This window comes from Pseudomonas sp. R11F (assembly GCF_050312575.1).
In the GTDB taxonomy this organism is placed as follows: domain Bacteria; phylum Pseudomonadota; class Gammaproteobacteria; order Pseudomonadales; family Pseudomonadaceae; genus Aquipseudomonas; species Aquipseudomonas palleroniana.
Genome location: NZ_JBNPJU010000078.1, coordinates 19,931 through 34,999, shown reverse-complemented (window position 1 = coordinate 34,999; position 15,069 = coordinate 19,931). Strand labels below are relative to the sequence as shown.

Here is a 15,069-nt window from a genome sequence, read left to right as displayed (position 1 = left end):
TGCTTATCGTTTAGAGTCAGTTAAGCGATACACCCAGTGCCTTTGCGATTGCTTCTCCATAAGCAGGATCTGCTTTATAGAAGTGCTGCAGTTGACGCTGGACCACATCACTGGAAACGCCACCCATCGCACCGGCGATATTGTTGGTGAGCAATGCTTTCTGCTCATCGTTCATCAGGCGGAACAGCGCACCGGCGTGGCTGTAGTAATCCGTGTCTTCACGGTGATCGTAACGGTCAGCCGCACCACTCAACGCCAAAGCCGGCTCCGCGTACTGAGGGGCTTGTTTCGGCGCATCGGCGTAGCTGTTTGGCTCGTAGTTGGGCGTTGCGCCGCCGTTGCTGCCAAAAGCCATTGAGCCATCGCGCTGGTAGCTATTAACCGGGCTGCGTGGAGCATTCACCGGCAATTGCTGGTGGTTGGTGCCAACGCGGTAGCGGTGGGCATCAGCGTAGGCAAACACGCGACCTTGCAGCATACGGTCTGGCGACAAACCAACACCTGGCACCATATTGCTTGGACCAAATGCGGCTTGTTCCACTTCAGCGAAGTAGTTTTGCGGGTTGCGATTCAGTTCCAGTTCGCCGACTTCGATCAGCGGGAATTCCTTCTGCGACCAGGTTTTAGTCACATCGAACGGGTTCTCGTAGTGAGCGTTGGCCTGGGCCTCGGTCATGATCTGGATGCAGACACGCCATTTTGGGAAGTCTCCACGCTCGATCGCACCGAACAGATCACGCTGGGCGTAATCAGGGTCGGTACCTGCCAGGCGAGCAGCCTCTGCCGGCGCCAGGTTCTTGATGCCCTGCCGGGTCTTGTAATGCCATTTGACCCAGTGACGCTCGCCCTTGGCATTGATCAGACTGTAGGTGTGGCTACCAAAACCGTGCATGTGACGGTAGCCATCAGGGATACCACGATCCGAAAACAGGATGGTGACCTGGTGCAGCGCCTCAGGAGAGTGCGACCAGAAGTCCCACATCATTTGCGCGCTTTTCAAGTTGCTTTGCGGCAAACGCTTTTGGGTATGGATGAAGTCCGGGAACTTCAGTGGGTCACGGATGAAGAACACCGGAGTGTTGTTACCCACAATGTCCCAATTGCCTTCTTCGGTGTAGAACTTCAGGGCGAAGCCCCGTGGATCGCGCTCGGTATCAGCCGAACCACGCTCACCCCCTACGGTGGAAAACCGCAGGAAGGTCGGAGTCTGCTTGCCCACGGACTCGAACAGTTTGGCACTGGTGTATTGGGTGATGTCTTTGGTAACGGTGAAGGTGCCATAAGCGCCCGAGCCCTTGGCATGCACACGACGCTCAGGAATGTTTTCGCGGTTGAAGTGAGCGAGCTTCTCGATCAGATGAAAATCATCAAGCAGCAACGGCCCACGCGGGCCTGCGGAGCGGGAATTCTGGTTATCCGCGACGGGGGCCCCGCTGGCGGTAGTAAGGATTTTGTTCTGGCTCATATTCAATTTCCTCAGGTCGGACTTGGAACTGCTGGCTAATCGGCTTGGAGGAAGTATTGACCATCAATATGACGTCTACAAATTCATTAAATCGTAAGCATCAATAGAAAATTACTAACAACCTCCCCAACCCTATAGTGCCAAGAGCTACCTGTGGAAACTTGTATCCAGCGCGCTTTTTACACGCACAAAAAAACCGGGCACTAGGCCCGGTTTTTTATTACAGCTTGTCGTCTTACTCGGCGCTTACAGCTTCGCCAGCAGTAGCACGATCAACCAACTCGACGTACGCCATAGGCGCGTTGTCGCCAGCGCGGAAACCGCACTTGAGGATGCGCAGGTAGCCACCCTCACGGGTAGCGTAACGCTTGCCCAGGTCGTTGAAGAGCTTACCAACGATAGCTTTCGAACGAGTACGGTCGAAAGCCAGACGGCGGTTAGCCAGGCTGTCTGTCTTGGCCAAAGTGATCAGCGGCTCAGCAACGCGACGCAGTTCTTTAGCTTTCGGCAGTGTAGTTTTGATCAGCTCGTGCTCGAACAGCGACACCGCCATGTTTTGGAACATGGCCTTGCGGTGCGAGCTGGTACGGCTCAGGTGACGACCACTTTTACGATGACGCATGGTTCATTCCTTACCAAACTCACGTTCGGTGATTACGACGATCAGGCAGTCGCCTTGTCGTCCTTCTTAAGACTTGCAGGCGGCCAGTTGTCGAGGCGCATGCCGAGGGACAGACCGCGGGAGGCCAGAACGTCCTTGATTTCAGTCAAGGATTTCTTGCCCAGGTTCGGAGTCTTCAACAGTTCTACTTCGGTACGCTGAATCAGGTCGCCGATGTAGTAAATGTTTTCCGCCTTAAGGCAGTTAGCCGAACGTACAGTCAGTTCCAGATCGTCAACCGGGCGAAGCAGGATCGGATCGATCTCGTCTTCCTGCTCGATTACCACTGGTTCGCTGTCACCTTTGAGGTCGACGAACGCAGCCAACTGCTGTTGCAGAATGGTTGCAGCGCGGCGGATAGCCTCTTCCGGGTCCAGAGTACCGTTGGTTTCCAGATCAATAACCAGCTTGTCCAGGTTGGTACGCTGTTCGACACGGGCGTTTTCCACCACGTATGCGATACGGCGAACCGGGCTGAACGAAGAGTCAAGCTGCAAGCGACCAATGCTGCGGCTTTCATCTTCATCGCTCTGACGCGAGTCGGCCGGTTCATAACCACGACCACGAGCTACGGTGAGCTTCATGTTCAGGGCGCCGTTAGACGCCAGGTTAGCGATTACGTGATCGGGGTTAACGATCTCGACATCATGATCCAGCTGAATATCGGCAGCGGTAACCACCCCCGAACCCTTCTTCGACAAGGTCAGCGTAACTTCGTCACGGCCGTGCAGCTTGATAGCCAGACCTTTAAGGTTCAACAGGATTTCAATTACGTCTTCCTGTACACCTTCGATGGCGCTGTACTCGTGGAGCACACCGTCAATCTCGGCCTCGACTACTGCACAGCCGGGCATTGAGGACAACAGGATGCGGCGCAGCGCGTTGCCCAGGGTGTGGCCAAAACCACGCTCGAGAGGCTCGAGAGTGATCTTGGCGCGGGTTGGACTGACAACCTGCACATCAATGTGGCGGGGTGTCAGGAACTCATTTACCGAAATCTGCATGGATGCACCTATTTTCTAGCCCTTACTTGGAGTAGAGCTCGACAATCAGGCTTTCGTTGATGTCGGCGGACAGATCACTGCGAGCAGGAACGTTCTTGAAAACGCCCGACTTCTTCTCAGTGTCTACTTCTACCCATTCTACGCGGCCACGTTGGGCACACAGATCGAGAGCTTGGACAATGCGAAGCTGGTTTTTTGCTTTCTCGCGAACTGCGACCACGTCACCAGCACGAACCTGGTAGGACGGAACGTTTACGGTCTGACCGTTAACGCTGATCGACTTGTGCGATACCAGCTGACGGGATTCGGCACGAGTCGAACCAAAGCCCATACGGTATACAACGTTGTCCAGACGGCATTCGAGCAGTTGCAGCAGGTTTTCACCGGTTGCACCTTTCTTGCCAGCAGCTTCTTTGTAGTAGCCGCTGAACTGACGCTCGAGAACGCCGTAGATACGACGGACCTTCTGCTTTTCACGCAGTTGGGTGCCGTAGTCGGACTGGCGACCGCGGCGTTGGCCGTGGATACCAGGTGCTGCTTCAATGTTGCACTTCGATTCGATCGCGCGCACGCCGCTCTTCAGGAAGAGATCGGTGCCCTCGCGACGAGCGAGTTTGCATTTTGGACCAATGTAACGAGCCATTCTTTACAATCTCCTGGATTACACGCGGCGCTTCTTCGGCGGACGGCACCCGTTGTGCGGGATTGGCGTCACGTCGGTGATGCTGGCGATCTTATAGCCACAGCCGTTCAAAGCACGGACAGCGGACTCACGACCTGGACCTGGACCCTTGACGTTAACGTCGAGGTTTTTCAGGCCATATTCCAGCGCAGCTTGACCAGCACGTTCAGCAGCTACTTGAGCAGCGAACGGAGTGGACTTGCGGGAACCGCGGAAACCCGAACCACCAGAGGTAGCCCAAGAAAGCGCATTACCTTGACGGTCGGTGATGGTCACGATGGTGTTGTTAAAAGAAGCATGGATGTGGGCGATGCCATCAACCACTGTCTTTTTAACTTTTTTACGAGGACGAGCAGCAGGTTTTGCCATGATAATTTTCCTGTCGATTCGCTGGGGCGATTACTTGCGGATCGGCTTACGCGGACCTTTACGGGTACGCGCGTTAGTCTTGGTACGCTGACCGCGTACTGGAAGACCACGACGATGACGCAGACCGCGATAGCAACCGAGGTCCATCAAACGCTTGATTTTCATGTTGATTTCGCGACGCAGGTCACCTTCAGTGGTGAACTTCGCCACTTCGCCACGCAGCTGTTCAATCTGCTCGTCGCTCAGATCCTTGATCTTAGCGGCTGGGTTTACCCCAGCAACTGCGCAAATCTTCTGCGCAGTAGTGCGACCAACACCATAGATGTAGGTCAGCGAGATAACAGTGTGCTTGTTATCTGGAATGTTAACGCCTGCAATACGGGCCATTCAGTGGGACTCCAATTGACAGCTACCTACGCCCCGGAAGCCAAGAAATAGGGCGCGAGATAATATCGCTGTAATAACAAATAATCAACCCGGCAGCGCACTAGCTGCCGGGCTTCAAGCGGATCACACTCAGCCTTGGCGCTGTTTGTGACGCGGTTCCGCGCTGCAAATTACTCGAACAACACCTTCGCGGCGAATAATCTTGCAGTTACGGCACAGCTTTTTCACCGATGCACGAACTTTCATCACCAACTCCTCGAACCTTATGGGTACTCAGCGCAACATGCCGCTGCCGTAACCCTTCAGGTTGGCTTTCTTCATCAGGGATTCGTACTGGTGCGAAACGAGGTGCGATTGTACTTGGGACATGAAGTCCATCACAACCACGACCACGATCAGCAACGAGGTCCCGCCAAGGTAGAACGGAACGTTTGCTGCGACCACAAGGAACTGGGGCAACAGGCACACGGCCGTCATATATAGAGCACCGAACAGGGTCAAACGAGTCAGAACGCCATCAATGTAGCGTGCCGACTGCTCACCTGGACGGATGCCCGGAATAAAGGCACCGGACTTCTTCAGGTTTTCCGCTACGTCTTTCGGATTGAACATCAACGCCGTATAGAAGAAGCAGAAGAAAATAATCCCTGCACTAAACAGCAGAATATTCAACGGCTGACCAGGAGCGATCGACTGAGAAAGGTCCTGCAGCCAGCCCATATTTTCAGACTGACCAAACCAGGTACCCAACGAAGCCGGAAACAGCAAAATGCTGCTCGCGAAAATTGCCGGGATAACACCGGCCATATTCACTTTCAGCGGCAAGTGGCTGGTCTGCGCAGCAAAAACCTTACGGCCCTGCTGACGCTTGGCGTAGTGAACAGCGATACGACGCTGGCCACGCTCAATGAACACCACAAAACCGATAATCGCTACTGCCAGCAAACCGATGGCAACCAAGGCGAAGATATTGATATCACCCTGACGCGCAGACTCGAAAGACTGCCCAATTGCCCTCGGAAGACCGGCGACGATACCTGCGAAAATCAACATCGAGATACCGTTACCAACACCACGCTCAGTAATCTGCTCACCCAGCCACATCATGAACATCGCACCAGCCACAAAAGTGGATACCGCGACGAAATAGAAGCCAAAGTCACCAGTGAACGCAACGCCCTGCCCTGCCAGGCCAACGGACATGCCGATAGCTTGAACCAGGGCAAGGACGACAGTGCCGTAGCGGGTGTACTGGCTAATCTTGCGACGGCCAGCTTCACCTTCCTTCTTCAACTGCTCCAGCTGCGGGCTGACGGCGGTCATCAGTTGCATGATGATCGATGCCGAAATGTACGGCATGATCCCCAATGCAAAGATGCTCATCCGTTCCAGCGCGCCGCCGGAAAACATGTTGAACAAGCTAAGAATGGTCCCCTCATTCTGTCGAAACAGGTCTGCGAGTCGGTCCGGGTTGATACCTGGAACCGGGATGTGTGCGCCTATTCGGTAGACGATAATCGCCAGGAACAGAAAACGCAGACGTGCCCAAAGTTCAGACATACCGCCTTTGCCGAGCGCAGAGAGAGCACCTTGCTTAGCCATTTATTCCTCGAACTTGCCGCCAGCTGCTTCGATAGCCGAACGCGCACCTTTGGTGGCGCCGATTCCCTTGCCGATAGTGACAGCGCGAGCCACTTCACCGGACAGCATGATTTTCACACGCTGTACGTTGACGTTGATCACGTTGGCATCTTTCAGGGTCTGCAGAGTAACGATGTCGCCGTCCACTTTAGCCAGCTCGGACAGACGCACTTCTGCGCGGTCCATGGCTTTCAGGGATACGAAACCGAACTTAGGCAGGCGACGATGCAGCGGCTGTTGACCGCCTTCAAAGCCTGGAGCAATGGTGCCACCGGAACGGGAGGTCTGACCTTTGTGACCACGGCCACCAGTCTTACCCAAACCGCTACCGATACCACGGCCCGGACGATGCTTTTCGCGACGGGAACCCGGCGCTGGACTCAGATCATTGAGTTTCATCGATTAACCCTCTACACGCAGCATGTAGTAAGCCTTGTTGATCATCCCGCGATTCTCGGGAGTATCCTGGACTTCTACAGTGTGACCGATGCGACGCAGACCCAAACCTTTAACGCACAGTTTGTGGTTAGGGATGCGGCCGGTCATGCTTTTGATCAGCGTTACTTTAACGGTAGCCATGATCAGAAGATCTCCTTGACAGTCAGGCCACGCTTGGCAGCGATGGACTCAGGAGATTGCATAGCTTTCAAACCCTTGAAAGTGGCGTGAACCACGTTTACTGGGTTAGTCGAGCCATAGCACTTGGCCAGAACGTTCTGAACGCCAGCAACTTCGAGGACAGCACGCATAGCGCCGCCAGCGATGATACCGGTACCTTCAGAAGCAGGCTGCATGTACACCTTCGAAGCGCCATGGGCGGACTTCATTGCGTATTGCAGAGTGGTGCCGTTCAGATCAACTTGGATCATGTTGCGACGAGCAGCTTCCATTGCCTTCTGGATCGCAGCAGGCACTTCACGCGACTTGCCACGGCCGAAGCCAACACGCCCTTTACCATCACCTACCACGGTCAACGCGGTGAAAGTGAAGATACGGCCGCCTTTAACGGTTTTGGCTACGCGGTTAACTTGAACCAGCTTCTCAATGTAGCCTTCGTCGCGCTTTTGGTCGTTATTTGACATAACTTAGAACTCCAGCCCAGCTTCACGAGCAGCATCAGCCAGCGCTTTAACGCGGCCGTGGTACTTGAAGCCAGAGCGGTCGAAAGCCACTTGCGAGACGCCAGCGGCCTTAGCACGCGTAGCGACCAGCTGGCCAACCTTTGTGGCCGCGTCGATGTTGCCGGTGGCACCATCACGCAGTTCTTTATCCAAAGTCGAGGCGCTTGCCAGGACTTTGTTGCCGTCGGCCGAGATGACCTGGGCGTAGATGTGCTGCGACGAGCGGAACACGCAGAGACGCACGACTTCGAGTTCGTGCATTTTCAGGCGTGCTTTGCGAGCGCGACGCAGTCGAGTAACTTTTTTGTCGGTCATTTGCTATGCCCTACTTCTTCTTGGCTTCTTTACGACGGACGACTTCGTCCGCGTAGCGCACACCTTTGCCTTTGTACGGCTCTGGTGGACGGAAGTCGCGGATCTCAGCGGCCACTTGACCTACCAGCTGCTTATCGATGCCCTTGATCAGGATATCGGTCTGGCTAGGGGTCTCAGCGGTGATGCCTTCCGGCAGTTCGTAATCCACTGGGTGCGAGAAGCCAAGGGCCAGGTTCAAAACCGTGCCTTTTGCTTGCGCTTTGTAACCAACACCGACCAGCTGGAGCTTACGCTCGAAGCCTTGGCTTACGCCTTGGACCATGTTGTTTACCAACGCACGCGTGGTACCGGCCATTGCGCGAGTTTGCTGATCGCCATTGCGAGCGGCAAAACGCAGCTCACCGGCTTCTTCAACGATCTCAACGGACGAATGGATGTTCAGTTCAAGAGTACCCTTGGCACCCTTCACCGAAAGCTGTTGGCCTGCGAATTTGACTTCGACACCGGCTGGCAGCTTAACGGGGTTCTTAGCGACGCGAGACATGCTTATCCCCCCTTAGAACACAGTGCAAAGAACTTCGCCGCCGACACCGGCAGCGCGCGCAGCACGATCAGTCATCACACCTTTGTTGGTGGAGACGATAGACACGCCCAGACCGCCACGAACTTTCGGCAGATCTTCAGCGGACTTGTACTGACGCAGGCCTGGACGGCTAACGCGCTTCACTTCCTCGATGACCGAACGGCCTTCGAAGTACTTCAGCTCGATGGACAGCAGTGCTTTTACATCGCTGCTGATCTGATAACCCGCAATGTAGCCTTCGTCTTTCAGGACTTTGGCAACAGCTACCTTCAACTTGGAAGATGGCATGCTTACGACGGACTTTTCAGCCATCTGGGCATTACGGATACGAGTTAGCATGTCCGCTAACGGGTCCTGCATACTCATGGGCTAGACGCTCCTAATACAAAAAAATTAGCCTTGCGGCTACATATGTCGCCGAGAATCTCCGGGCATAGAAAACACGGGCTCAGGCGAGCCGGGTATTCTAGACACACTCCGGAAATGAAACAAGCCCCAAAAGGGGCTTGTTCCAGATTCAAGGTCACCGGTGGTCGTTATCTTGCGACGCCAACCACCTGGACTTTGAAAGTACTTACCAGCTGGCTTTAACCAGACCTGGTACGTCACCACGCATTGCCGCTTCACGCAGTTTGTTACGGCCGAGGCCGAACTTGCGGTAAACGCCGTGTGGACGACCGGTCAGGCGGCAGCGGTTACGCATGCGCGAAGCGCTTGCGTCACGTGGCTGCTTCTGCAGGGCAACTGTAGCTTCCCAACGCGCTTCTGGACTTGCGTTCAGATCAACGATGATTGCTTTCAGTGCTGCACGCTTCTTGGCGTACTTGGCAACCGTGAGCTGACGCTTCAGCTCGCGGTTTTTCATGCTCATCTTGGCCATGGTCCTACTCCAATCAGTTGCGGAACGGGAATTTGAAAGCACGCAGCAGGGCGCGACCTTCATCATCGTTCTTGGCAGTGGTGGTCAGGGTGATGTCCAGACCGCGGAGAGCATCGATCTTGTCGTAGTCGATTTCCGGGAAGATGATCTGCTCTTTCACGCCCATGCTGTAGTTACCACGACCATCGAAGGACTTGGCATTCAGGCCGCGGAAGTCGCGAACCCGAGGCAGGGAGATCGACAGCAGACGATCCAGGAATTCGTACATACGCTCACGGCGCAGAGTTACCTTGACGCCGATCGGCCAACCTTCACGGACTTTAAAGCCAGCGATGGATTTCCGAGCGTAGGTCACAACGACTTTTTGGCCGGTGATCTTTTCCAGGTCAGCAACAGCGTGTTCGATGACTTTTTTGTCGCCGATCGCTTCGCCCAGACCCATGTTCAGGGTGATTTTGGTAACGCGCGGAACTTCCATCACGTTCCCAAGCTTAAGTTCTTCCTTAAGCTTAGGGGCGATTTCCTTCCGGTAAATCTCTTGTAGTCGTGCCATGGTCTTATCTACCTAGCAGTGTTCAAGCATCAACCGCTTTTTGGGTCGACTTGAAGACACGAATTTTCTTACCGTCTTCTACTTTGAAACCAACGCGATCAGCCTTGTTGGTTTCGCCGTTGAAGATGGCGACGTTAGAAGCGTGCAGTGGCGCTTCTTTCTCGACGATACCGCCCTGTACGCCCGACATCGGGTTAGGCTTGGTATGACGCTTGACCAGGTTCAGACCACCAACGACCAGACGGTCGTCAGCGAGAACCTTCAGCACCTTACCGCGCTTACCTTTGTCTTTGCCGGCGATCACGATGATCTCGTCGTCACGACGAATCTTTTGCATGTCGGATCTCCTTACAGCACTTCTGGGGCGAGCGAGACGATCTTCATGAACTTCTCAGTACGAAGTTCACGGGTCACTGGCCCAAAGATACGGGTGCCGATCGGCTCTTGCTTGTTGTTCAGAAGAACAGCAGCGTTGCCATCAAAGCGGATAATGGAGCCATCTGCACGGCGTACGCCGTGACGAGTGCGGACTACAACAGCAGTCATCACTTGGCCTTTTTTCACCTTACCGCGAGGAATTGCTTCCTTCACGGTAACTTTGATGATGTCACCGATACCAGCGTAACGACGATGGGAGCCACCCAGCACCTTGATGCACATAACGCGGCGAGCGCCGCTGTTATCGGCCACATCGAGCATGGATTGAGTCTGAATCATATAATTTCTCCGACCCCTAGTCCTTAGACTTCCACAGCGCGTTCGAGAACATCAACCAGTGCCCAAGACTTGGTCTTGGCCAGCGGACGAGTTTCACGAATAGTGACTTTGTCGCCGATGTGGCACTGATTGGTTTCGTCGTGCGCGTGCAGCTTAGTCGAACGCTTAACATATTTACCGTAGATCGGGTGCTTAACGCGACGCTCGATCAGAACGGTGATGGTTTTGTCCATCTTGTCGCTGACAACACGGCCAGTCAGCGTACGGACAGTCTTTTCGGCTTCAGCCATGATCACTTACCTGCCTGCTGGTTGAGCACAGTCTTCACGCGAGCGATGTCACGCTTAACTTGCGAGAGCAGATGAGACTGCCCCAACTGGCCAGTTGCTTTCTGCATACGCAGATTGAACTGGTCGCGCAGCAGGCCGAGCAGTTGCTCGTTCAGCTGCTGTGCGGATTTTTCACGAAGTTCATTCGCTTTCATCACATCACCGTCCGTTTAACAAAGGAGGTGGCGAGCGGCAGCTTTGCAGCAGCCAGGGCGAAAGCCTCACGCGCCAGCTCTTCAGAAACACCCTCGATTTCATACAGGACTTTGCCTGGCTGAATCTGGGCAACCCAGTATTCCACGTTACCCTTACCTTTACCCATCCGAACCTCGAGAGGTTTTTTGGAAATCGGCTTGTCCGGGAATACACGGATCCAGATCTTGCCACCACGTTTTACGTGACGGGTCAGAGCACGACGCGCTGACTCGATCTGACGAGCGGTGAGACGACCACGAGCTACAGACTTCAGCGCGAACTCGCCGAAGCTGACTTTGCTACCGCGCTGAGCCAGACCACGGTTGTGGCCTGTCATCTGCTTGCGGAACTTCGTACGCTTAGGTTGCAACATTTGGCGTACCCCTTACTTAGCAGCTTTTTTACGAGGCGCTGGTGCTTGTGGTTTCAGTTCTTCTTGGCGACCACCAATTACTTCGCCTTTGAAGATCCAAACCTTTACACCGATCACACCGTAAGTGGTGTGAGCTTCGTAGTTGGCATAGTCGATGTCGGCACGCAGGGTGTGCAGTGGCACACGACCTTCGCGATACCATTCAGTACGTGCGATTTCAGCACCGCCGAGACGACCGCTCACTTGGATTTTGATGCCTTTGGCACCAATGCGCATTGCGTTCTGTACGGCGCGCTTCATAGCGCGACGGAACATTACGCGACGCTCCAGCTGCTGAGCTACGCTCTGCGCAACCAGCATACCGTCGAGCTCCGGCTTGCGGATCTCTTCGATATTGATGTGCACAGGCACACCCATTTGCTTGGTCAGGTCCTGACGCAGTTTCTCAACATCTTCACCTTTCTTCCCGATAACGATACCTGGACGAGCGGTGTGGATGGTGATACGTGCAGTTTGGGCCGGACGATGGATATCGATACGGCTTACGGACGCGCTTTTTAGTTTGTCTTGGAGATACTCACGCACCTTCAGATCAGCGAACAAGTAGTCCGCATAAGTCCGACCGTCTGCGTACCAGACGGAGGTGTGCTCCTTGACGATTCCCAGGCGAATGCCAATGGGATGTACTTTCTGACCCATCTCTTCGACTCCGTTACTTGTCAGCAACCTTGACAGTGATATGGCAAGACCGCTTGACGATGCGATCAGCACGGCCTTTGGCACGTGGCATGATGCGCTTCAGCGAACGCCCTTCGTTAACGAAAACGGTGCTGACTTTCAGGTCATCAACGTCTGCGCCTTCGTTATGCTCGGCGTTGGCTACGGCCGACTCCAGCACTTTCTTCATGATCTCGGCGGCTTTCTTACTGCTGAAAGCCAACAGGTTGAGCGCTTCGCCCACCTTCTTCCCGCGGATCTGGTCGGCGACCAAGCGGGCTTTCTGGGCGGAGATTCGAGCGCCCGACAACTTAGCGGCTACTTCCATTTCCTAACCCCTTAACGCTTGGCTTTCTTGTCTGCCACGTGCCCACGATAAGTGCGGGTACCGGCGAACTCGCCCAGTTTGTGGCCGACCATGTCTTCGTTAACGAGAACTGGGACGTGTTGACGACCGTTGTGTACTGCGATGGTCAGACCGACCATTTGTGGCAGGATCATCGAACGACGCGACCAGGTCTTAACTGGTTTGCGATCGTTCTTTTCCGCCGCCACTTCGATCTTCTTCAGTAGGTGAAGATCAATAAAAGGACCTTTTTTCAGAGAACGTGGCACTGTCGTATCCCTCTATTTACTTGCGACGACGGACGATCATTTTGTCGGTACGCTTATTACCACGAGTCTTCGCGCCCTTAGTCGGGAAGCCCCATGGCGATACCGGATGACGACCACCAGAGGTACGACCTTCACCACCACCGTGTGGGTGGTCAACCGGGTTCATGGCAACACCACGAACGGTTGGGCGAACGCCACGCCAGCGTTTGGCACCAGCTTTACCCAACGAACGCAGGCTGTGCTCGGAGTTCGAGACTTCGCCCAGGGTCGCACGGCATTCAGCCAGCACTTTACGCATCTCACCAGAACGCAGACGCAGGGTCACGTAGACACCTTCACGAGCGATCAGCTGAGCCGAAGCACCAGCGGAACGAGCGATTTGCGCGCCTTTACCTGGCTTCAATTCGATGCCGTGTACGGTGCTACCAACTGGAATGTTGCGCAGTTGCAGAGCGTTGCCCGGCTTGATCGGTGCCAGAGCACCTGCGATCAGCTGGTCGCCAGCGCTCACGCCTTTAGGGGCGATGATGTAGCGACGCTCGCCATCTGCGTAAAGCAGCAGAGCGATGTGAGCAGTACGGTTTGGATCGTATTCGATACGCTCGACAGTGGCAGCGATGCCATCTTTGTCGTTGCGACGGAAGTCGACCAGACGATAATGCTGCTTATGGCCACCACCGATGTGACGAGTGGTAATACGACCATTGTTGTTACGACCACCAGACTTCGATTTCTTCTCGAGCAGCGGTGCGTGAGGAGCGCCTTTATGCAGCTCCTGGTTGACCACCTTGACCACAAAACGGCGGCCAGGGGAAGTCGGTTTGCATTTAACGATTGCCATGATGCACCCCTTCCTTACTCAGCACTGCTGCTGAAATCGAGATCTTGGCCTGGCTGAAGGGAGATAACTGCCTTCTTCCAGTCATTACGCTTGCCCAGACCGCGAGCAGTGCGCTTGCTCTTACCCAGAACGTTCAGGGTAGTAACACGCTCTACTTTCACGCTGAACAGGCTTTCGACGGCCTTCTTGATTTCCAGCTTGGTTGCGTCAGTTGCAACCTTGAAAACGAACTGGCCTTTCTTGTCAGCCAGAACCGTAGCCTTTTCGGAAACGTGCGGGCCAAGCAGAACTTTAAATACGCGTTCCTGGTTCATCCCAGCAGCTCCTCGAATTTCTTCACGGCCGACACGGTGATCAACACCTTGTCGTATGCGATCAGACTAACTGGATCGGAACCTTGCACGTCACGTACATCAACGTGTGGCAGGTTACGAGCAGCCAGGTACAGGTTCTGATCAACAGCTTCCGACACGATCAAAACGTCGGTCAGGCTCATGTTGTTCAGTTTGCCCAGCAGATCTTTGGTTTTCGGGCTTTCAACAGCGAAGTCCTGAACCACGACCAGACGGTCAGTACGCACGAGTTCAGCAAGGATGGAGCGCAGAGCTGCGCGGTACATCTTCTTGTTGAGCTTCTGCGAGTGATCCTGCGGACGAGCTGCGAAAGTGGTACCGCCGCCACGCCAGATTGGGCTACGGATAGTACCGGCACGAGCACGGCCAGTACCTTTCTGACGCCAAGGGCGCTTACCGCCACCACGAACGTCGGAACGGGTCTTTTGCTGCTTGCTACCTTGACGGCCGCCGGCCATGTAGGCCACGACTGCTTGGTGAACCAGCGTCTCGTTGAATTCGCCGCCAAATGTCAGTTCGGAAACTTCGATCGCTTGAGCGTCATTTACATTTAATTGCATGTCAGCTTCCCCTTAACCGCGAGCCTTGGCCGCTGGACGTACAACCAGGTTGCCGCCAGTAGCGCCAGGAACAGCACCCTTGACCAACAACAGATTGCGTTCAGCGTCGACGCGCACTACTTCGAGGGACTGCACGGTCACGCGCTCAGCGCCCATATGACCGGACATTTTCTTGCCCTTGAATACACGACCAGGAGTCTGGCACTGGCCAATAGAGCCCGGGACGCGGTGGGAAACGGAGTTACCGTGAGTGTTGTCTTGGCCACGGAAATTCCAACGCTTGATCGTACCCTGGAAGCCTTTACCCTTGGACTGACCGGTTACATCAACCAGCTGACCAGCGGCGAAGATTTCAGCGTTGATCAGATCGCCAGCCTGGTAGTCGCCGTCTTCGAGACGGAACTCCATGACAGTACGACCAGCTGCAACGTTTGCTTTAGCGAAGTGACCTGCTTGAGCAGCAGTCACGCGCGAAGCACGACGCTCGCCGACAGTGACTTGCACTGCACGATAGCCATCGGTTTCTTCAGTTTTGAACTGGGTGACGCGATTCGGCTCGATCTCAATGACCGTGACCGGAATGGAGACACCTTCTTCGGTGAAAATACGGGTCATACCGCATTTACGACCGACTACACCAATAGTCATGTTGTAAACCTCATGAGTGTACGGGGCTTTCACCCGCTATGGCCGCCCATTTCAGAGCGT

General features: G+C 54.7%; 28 protein-coding genes. All 28 read right to left on the bottom strand.

Annotated elements, in window-relative coordinates; genetic code table 11:
• Positions 1-16: 16 nt before the first annotated feature.
• The 28 genes from ACQRBV_RS26150 to rplC all read right to left on the bottom strand — a co-directional run bounded on the left by ACQRBV_RS26150 (position 17) and on the right by rplC (position 15,009).
• Complete coding sequence (locus tag ACQRBV_RS26150; RefSeq protein ID WP_060755284.1) at positions 17-1,465, bottom strand: catalase; 1,449 nt, start codon at positions 1,463-1,465, stop codon at positions 17-19.
• Positions 1,466-1,700: 235 nt separating this feature from the next.
• Positions 1,701-2,087 carry a 50S ribosomal protein L17 gene (rplQ, locus tag ACQRBV_RS26145; protein WP_003176402.1) on the bottom strand — a complete coding sequence of 129 codons (387 nt, stop codon included), beginning with the start codon at positions 2,085-2,087 and terminating at the stop codon, positions 1,701-1,703.
• Between the two features lie 41 nt (positions 2,088-2,128).
• On the bottom strand, positions 2,129-3,130 hold the full coding sequence (locus tag ACQRBV_RS26140; RefSeq protein WP_003176403.1) for a DNA-directed RNA polymerase subunit alpha: 1,002 nt from the start codon (positions 3,128-3,130) through the stop codon (positions 2,129-2,131).
• A gap of 22 nt (positions 3,131-3,152) precedes the next feature.
• Positions 3,153-3,773, bottom strand: coding sequence for a 30S ribosomal protein S4 (gene rpsD / locus ACQRBV_RS26135; protein WP_003176404.1), 621 nt, complete (start codon positions 3,771-3,773; stop codon positions 3,153-3,155).
• A gap of 18 nt (positions 3,774-3,791) precedes the next feature.
• Complete coding sequence (rpsK, locus tag ACQRBV_RS26130) at positions 3,792-4,181, bottom strand: 30S ribosomal protein S11 (protein ID WP_002555466.1); 390 nt, start codon at positions 4,179-4,181, stop codon at positions 3,792-3,794.
• Between the two features lie 30 nt (positions 4,182-4,211).
• A complete protein-coding gene (gene rpsM / locus ACQRBV_RS26125) occupies positions 4,212-4,568 on the bottom strand; it encodes a 30S ribosomal protein S13 (protein ID WP_003194635.1) in 357 nt (118 codons plus the stop codon).
• A gap of 129 nt (positions 4,569-4,697) precedes the next feature.
• Positions 4,698-4,814, bottom strand: a complete 117-nt coding sequence (gene rpmJ / locus ACQRBV_RS26120; RefSeq protein WP_002555468.1) for a 50S ribosomal protein L36 — start codon at positions 4,812-4,814, stop codon at positions 4,698-4,700.
• Between the two features lie 27 nt (positions 4,815-4,841).
• Entirely contained in the window at positions 4,842-6,170 is a 1,329-nt protein-coding gene (secY, locus tag ACQRBV_RS26115; RefSeq protein WP_016969470.1) for a preprotein translocase subunit SecY, read from the bottom strand.
• Positions 6,171-6,608 (bottom strand): 50S ribosomal protein L15, encoded by a 438-nt coding sequence (gene rplO, locus ACQRBV_RS26110; RefSeq protein WP_060755285.1) that lies wholly within the window; start codon positions 6,606-6,608, stop codon positions 6,171-6,173.
• 3 nt (positions 6,609-6,611) lie between these two features.
• A complete protein-coding gene (gene rpmD, locus ACQRBV_RS26105; protein WP_003176408.1) occupies positions 6,612-6,788 on the bottom strand; it encodes a 50S ribosomal protein L30 in 177 nt (58 codons plus the stop codon).
• A gap of 2 nt (positions 6,789-6,790) precedes the next feature.
• Positions 6,791-7,291, bottom strand: coding sequence for a 30S ribosomal protein S5 (gene rpsE / locus ACQRBV_RS26100; RefSeq protein WP_003176409.1), 501 nt, complete (start codon positions 7,289-7,291; stop codon positions 6,791-6,793).
• Between the two features lie 3 nt (positions 7,292-7,294).
• Complete coding sequence (gene rplR, locus ACQRBV_RS26095) at positions 7,295-7,645, bottom strand: 50S ribosomal protein L18 (protein WP_003186037.1); 351 nt, start codon at positions 7,643-7,645, stop codon at positions 7,295-7,297.
• 10 nt (positions 7,646-7,655) lie between these two features.
• Positions 7,656-8,189: a 50S ribosomal protein L6 gene (gene rplF / locus ACQRBV_RS26090; protein WP_003176412.1), complete on the bottom strand. Its 534-nt coding sequence runs from the start codon at positions 8,187-8,189 to the stop codon at positions 7,656-7,658.
• 12 nt (positions 8,190-8,201) lie between these two features.
• A complete protein-coding gene (gene rpsH, locus ACQRBV_RS26085; protein WP_010206883.1) occupies positions 8,202-8,594 on the bottom strand; it encodes a 30S ribosomal protein S8 in 393 nt (130 codons plus the stop codon).
• 208 nt (positions 8,595-8,802) lie between these two features.
• Positions 8,803-9,108, bottom strand: a complete 306-nt coding sequence (gene rpsN / locus ACQRBV_RS26080; RefSeq protein WP_003176414.1) for a 30S ribosomal protein S14 — start codon at positions 9,106-9,108, stop codon at positions 8,803-8,805.
• Between the two features lie 13 nt (positions 9,109-9,121).
• Positions 9,122-9,661, bottom strand: a complete 540-nt coding sequence (rplE, locus tag ACQRBV_RS26075; RefSeq protein ID WP_003194642.1) for a 50S ribosomal protein L5 — start codon at positions 9,659-9,661, stop codon at positions 9,122-9,124.
• Between the two features lie 22 nt (positions 9,662-9,683).
• Positions 9,684-9,998 carry a 50S ribosomal protein L24 gene (gene rplX / locus ACQRBV_RS26070; protein ID WP_007896770.1) on the bottom strand — a complete coding sequence of 105 codons (315 nt, stop codon included), beginning with the start codon at positions 9,996-9,998 and terminating at the stop codon, positions 9,684-9,686.
• 11 nt (positions 9,999-10,009) lie between these two features.
• Positions 10,010-10,378 carry a 50S ribosomal protein L14 gene (rplN, locus tag ACQRBV_RS26065; RefSeq protein WP_002555479.1) on the bottom strand — a complete coding sequence of 123 codons (369 nt, stop codon included), beginning with the start codon at positions 10,376-10,378 and terminating at the stop codon, positions 10,010-10,012.
• A gap of 23 nt (positions 10,379-10,401) precedes the next feature.
• The gene (gene rpsQ / locus ACQRBV_RS26060) at positions 10,402-10,668 is read right to left on the bottom strand and encodes a 30S ribosomal protein S17 (RefSeq protein WP_003176419.1); all 267 of its coding nucleotides are present in this window, start codon (positions 10,666-10,668) and stop codon (positions 10,402-10,404) included.
• A gap of 2 nt (positions 10,669-10,670) precedes the next feature.
• Positions 10,671-10,862 carry a 50S ribosomal protein L29 gene (gene rpmC, locus ACQRBV_RS26055; RefSeq protein ID WP_002555481.1) on the bottom strand — a complete coding sequence of 64 codons (192 nt, stop codon included), beginning with the start codon at positions 10,860-10,862 and terminating at the stop codon, positions 10,671-10,673.
• Entirely contained in the window at positions 10,862-11,275 is a 414-nt protein-coding gene (gene rplP, locus ACQRBV_RS26050; protein ID WP_003176421.1) for a 50S ribosomal protein L16, read from the bottom strand. Before rplP ends, rpmC begins: the two co-directional genes overlap by 1 nt.
• A gap of 12 nt (positions 11,276-11,287) precedes the next feature.
• Positions 11,288-11,974 (bottom strand): 30S ribosomal protein S3, encoded by a 687-nt coding sequence (rpsC, locus tag ACQRBV_RS26045; RefSeq protein ID WP_003176422.1) that lies wholly within the window; start codon positions 11,972-11,974, stop codon positions 11,288-11,290.
• A 13-nt stretch (positions 11,975-11,987) separates the two neighbouring features.
• Complete coding sequence (gene rplV / locus ACQRBV_RS26040) at positions 11,988-12,320, bottom strand: 50S ribosomal protein L22 (RefSeq protein ID WP_003103908.1); 333 nt, start codon at positions 12,318-12,320, stop codon at positions 11,988-11,990.
• An 11-nt stretch (positions 12,321-12,331) separates the two neighbouring features.
• Entirely contained in the window at positions 12,332-12,607 is a 276-nt protein-coding gene (gene rpsS / locus ACQRBV_RS26035; RefSeq protein ID WP_002555486.1) for a 30S ribosomal protein S19, read from the bottom strand.
• Positions 12,608-12,623: 16 nt separating this feature from the next.
• Entirely contained in the window at positions 12,624-13,448 is an 825-nt protein-coding gene (gene rplB, locus ACQRBV_RS26030) for a 50S ribosomal protein L2 (protein WP_003186055.1), read from the bottom strand.
• 14 nt (positions 13,449-13,462) lie between these two features.
• A complete protein-coding gene (gene rplW, locus ACQRBV_RS26025) occupies positions 13,463-13,762 on the bottom strand; it encodes a 50S ribosomal protein L23 (RefSeq protein ID WP_002555488.1) in 300 nt (99 codons plus the stop codon).
• Positions 13,759-14,361, bottom strand: coding sequence for a 50S ribosomal protein L4 (rplD, locus tag ACQRBV_RS26020; RefSeq protein WP_003176424.1), 603 nt, complete (start codon positions 14,359-14,361; stop codon positions 13,759-13,761). The genes rplW and rplD overlap by 4 nt, the downstream gene beginning before the upstream one ends.
• A 12-nt stretch (positions 14,362-14,373) precedes the next feature.
• On the bottom strand, positions 14,374-15,009 hold the full coding sequence (gene rplC / locus ACQRBV_RS26015) for a 50S ribosomal protein L3 (protein ID WP_003194649.1): 636 nt from the start codon (positions 15,007-15,009) through the stop codon (positions 14,374-14,376).
• Positions 15,010-15,069: the final 60 nt, after the last annotated feature.

What these genes read in the sequence shown, in the direction of transcription:
- ACQRBV_RS26150 (WP_060755284.1), bottom strand. Translation starts at nt 1,465, where the DNA reads ATGAGCCAGAACAAAATCCTTACTACCGCCAGCGGGGCCCCCGTCGCG.
- rplQ (WP_003176402.1), bottom strand. Translation starts at nt 2,087, where the DNA reads ATGCGTCATCGTAAAAGTGGTCGTCACCTGAGCCGTACCAGCTCGCAC.
- ACQRBV_RS26140 (WP_003176403.1), bottom strand. Translation starts at nt 3,130, where the DNA reads ATGCAGATTTCGGTAAATGAGTTCCTGACACCCCGCCACATTGATGTG.
- rpsD (WP_003176404.1), bottom strand. Translation starts at nt 3,773, where the DNA reads ATGGCTCGTTACATTGGTCCAAAATGCAAACTCGCTCGTCGCGAGGGC.
- rpsK (WP_002555466.1), bottom strand. Translation starts at nt 4,181, where the DNA reads ATGGCAAAACCTGCTGCTCGTCCTCGTAAAAAAGTTAAAAAGACAGTG.
- rpsM (WP_003194635.1), bottom strand. Translation starts at nt 4,568, where the DNA reads ATGGCCCGTATTGCAGGCGTTAACATTCCAGATAACAAGCACACTGTT.
- rpmJ (WP_002555468.1), bottom strand. Translation starts at nt 4,814, where the DNA reads ATGAAAGTTCGTGCATCGGTGAAAAAGCTGTGCCGTAACTGCAAGATT.
- secY (WP_016969470.1), bottom strand. Translation starts at nt 6,170, where the DNA reads ATGGCTAAGCAAGGTGCTCTCTCTGCGCTCGGCAAAGGCGGTATGTCT.
- rplO (WP_060755285.1), bottom strand. Translation starts at nt 6,608, where the DNA reads ATGAAACTCAATGATCTGAGTCCAGCGCCGGGTTCCCGTCGCGAAAAG.
- rpmD (WP_003176408.1), bottom strand. Translation starts at nt 6,788, where the DNA reads ATGGCTACCGTTAAAGTAACGCTGATCAAAAGCATGACCGGCCGCATC.
- rpsE (WP_003176409.1), bottom strand. Translation starts at nt 7,291, where the DNA reads ATGTCAAATAACGACCAAAAGCGCGACGAAGGCTACATTGAGAAGCTG.
- rplR (WP_003186037.1), bottom strand. Translation starts at nt 7,645, where the DNA reads ATGACCGACAAAAAAGTTACTCGACTGCGTCGCGCTCGCAAAGCACGC.
- rplF (WP_003176412.1), bottom strand. Translation starts at nt 8,189, where the DNA reads ATGTCTCGCGTCGCTAAGAACCCCGTTAAGCTGCCAGCCGGTGTCGAA.
- rpsH (WP_010206883.1), bottom strand. Translation starts at nt 8,594, where the DNA reads ATGAGTATGCAGGACCCGTTAGCGGACATGCTAACTCGTATCCGTAAT.
- rpsN (WP_003176414.1), bottom strand. Translation starts at nt 9,108, where the DNA reads ATGGCCAAGATGAGCATGAAAAACCGCGAGCTGAAGCGTCAGCTCACG.
- rplE (WP_003194642.1), bottom strand. Translation starts at nt 9,661, where the DNA reads ATGGCACGACTACAAGAGATTTACCGGAAGGAAATCGCCCCTAAGCTT.
- rplX (WP_007896770.1), bottom strand. Translation starts at nt 9,998, where the DNA reads ATGCAAAAGATTCGTCGTGACGACGAGATCATCGTGATCGCCGGCAAA.
- rplN (WP_002555479.1), bottom strand. Translation starts at nt 10,378, where the DNA reads ATGATTCAGACTCAATCCATGCTCGATGTGGCCGATAACAGCGGCGCT.
- rpsQ (WP_003176419.1), bottom strand. Translation starts at nt 10,668, where the DNA reads ATGGCTGAAGCCGAAAAGACTGTCCGTACGCTGACTGGCCGTGTTGTC.
- rpmC (WP_002555481.1), bottom strand. Translation starts at nt 10,862, where the DNA reads ATGAAAGCGAATGAACTTCGTGAAAAATCCGCACAGCAGCTGAACGAG.
- rplP (WP_003176421.1), bottom strand. Translation starts at nt 11,275, where the DNA reads ATGTTGCAACCTAAGCGTACGAAGTTCCGCAAGCAGATGACAGGCCAC.
- rpsC (WP_003176422.1), bottom strand. Translation starts at nt 11,974, where the DNA reads ATGGGTCAGAAAGTACATCCCATTGGCATTCGCCTGGGAATCGTCAAG.
- rplV (WP_003103908.1), bottom strand. Translation starts at nt 12,320, where the DNA reads ATGGAAGTAGCCGCTAAGTTGTCGGGCGCTCGAATCTCCGCCCAGAAA.
- rplB (WP_003186055.1), bottom strand. Translation starts at nt 13,448, where the DNA reads ATGGCAATCGTTAAATGCAAACCGACTTCCCCTGGCCGCCGTTTTGTG.
- rplW (WP_002555488.1), bottom strand. Translation starts at nt 13,762, where the DNA reads ATGAACCAGGAACGCGTATTTAAAGTTCTGCTTGGCCCGCACGTTTCC.
- rplD (WP_003176424.1), bottom strand. Translation starts at nt 14,361, where the DNA reads ATGCAATTAAATGTAAATGACGCTCAAGCGATCGAAGTTTCCGAACTG.
- rplC (WP_003194649.1), bottom strand. Translation starts at nt 15,009, where the DNA reads ATGACTATTGGTGTAGTCGGTCGTAAATGCGGTATGACCCGTATTTTC.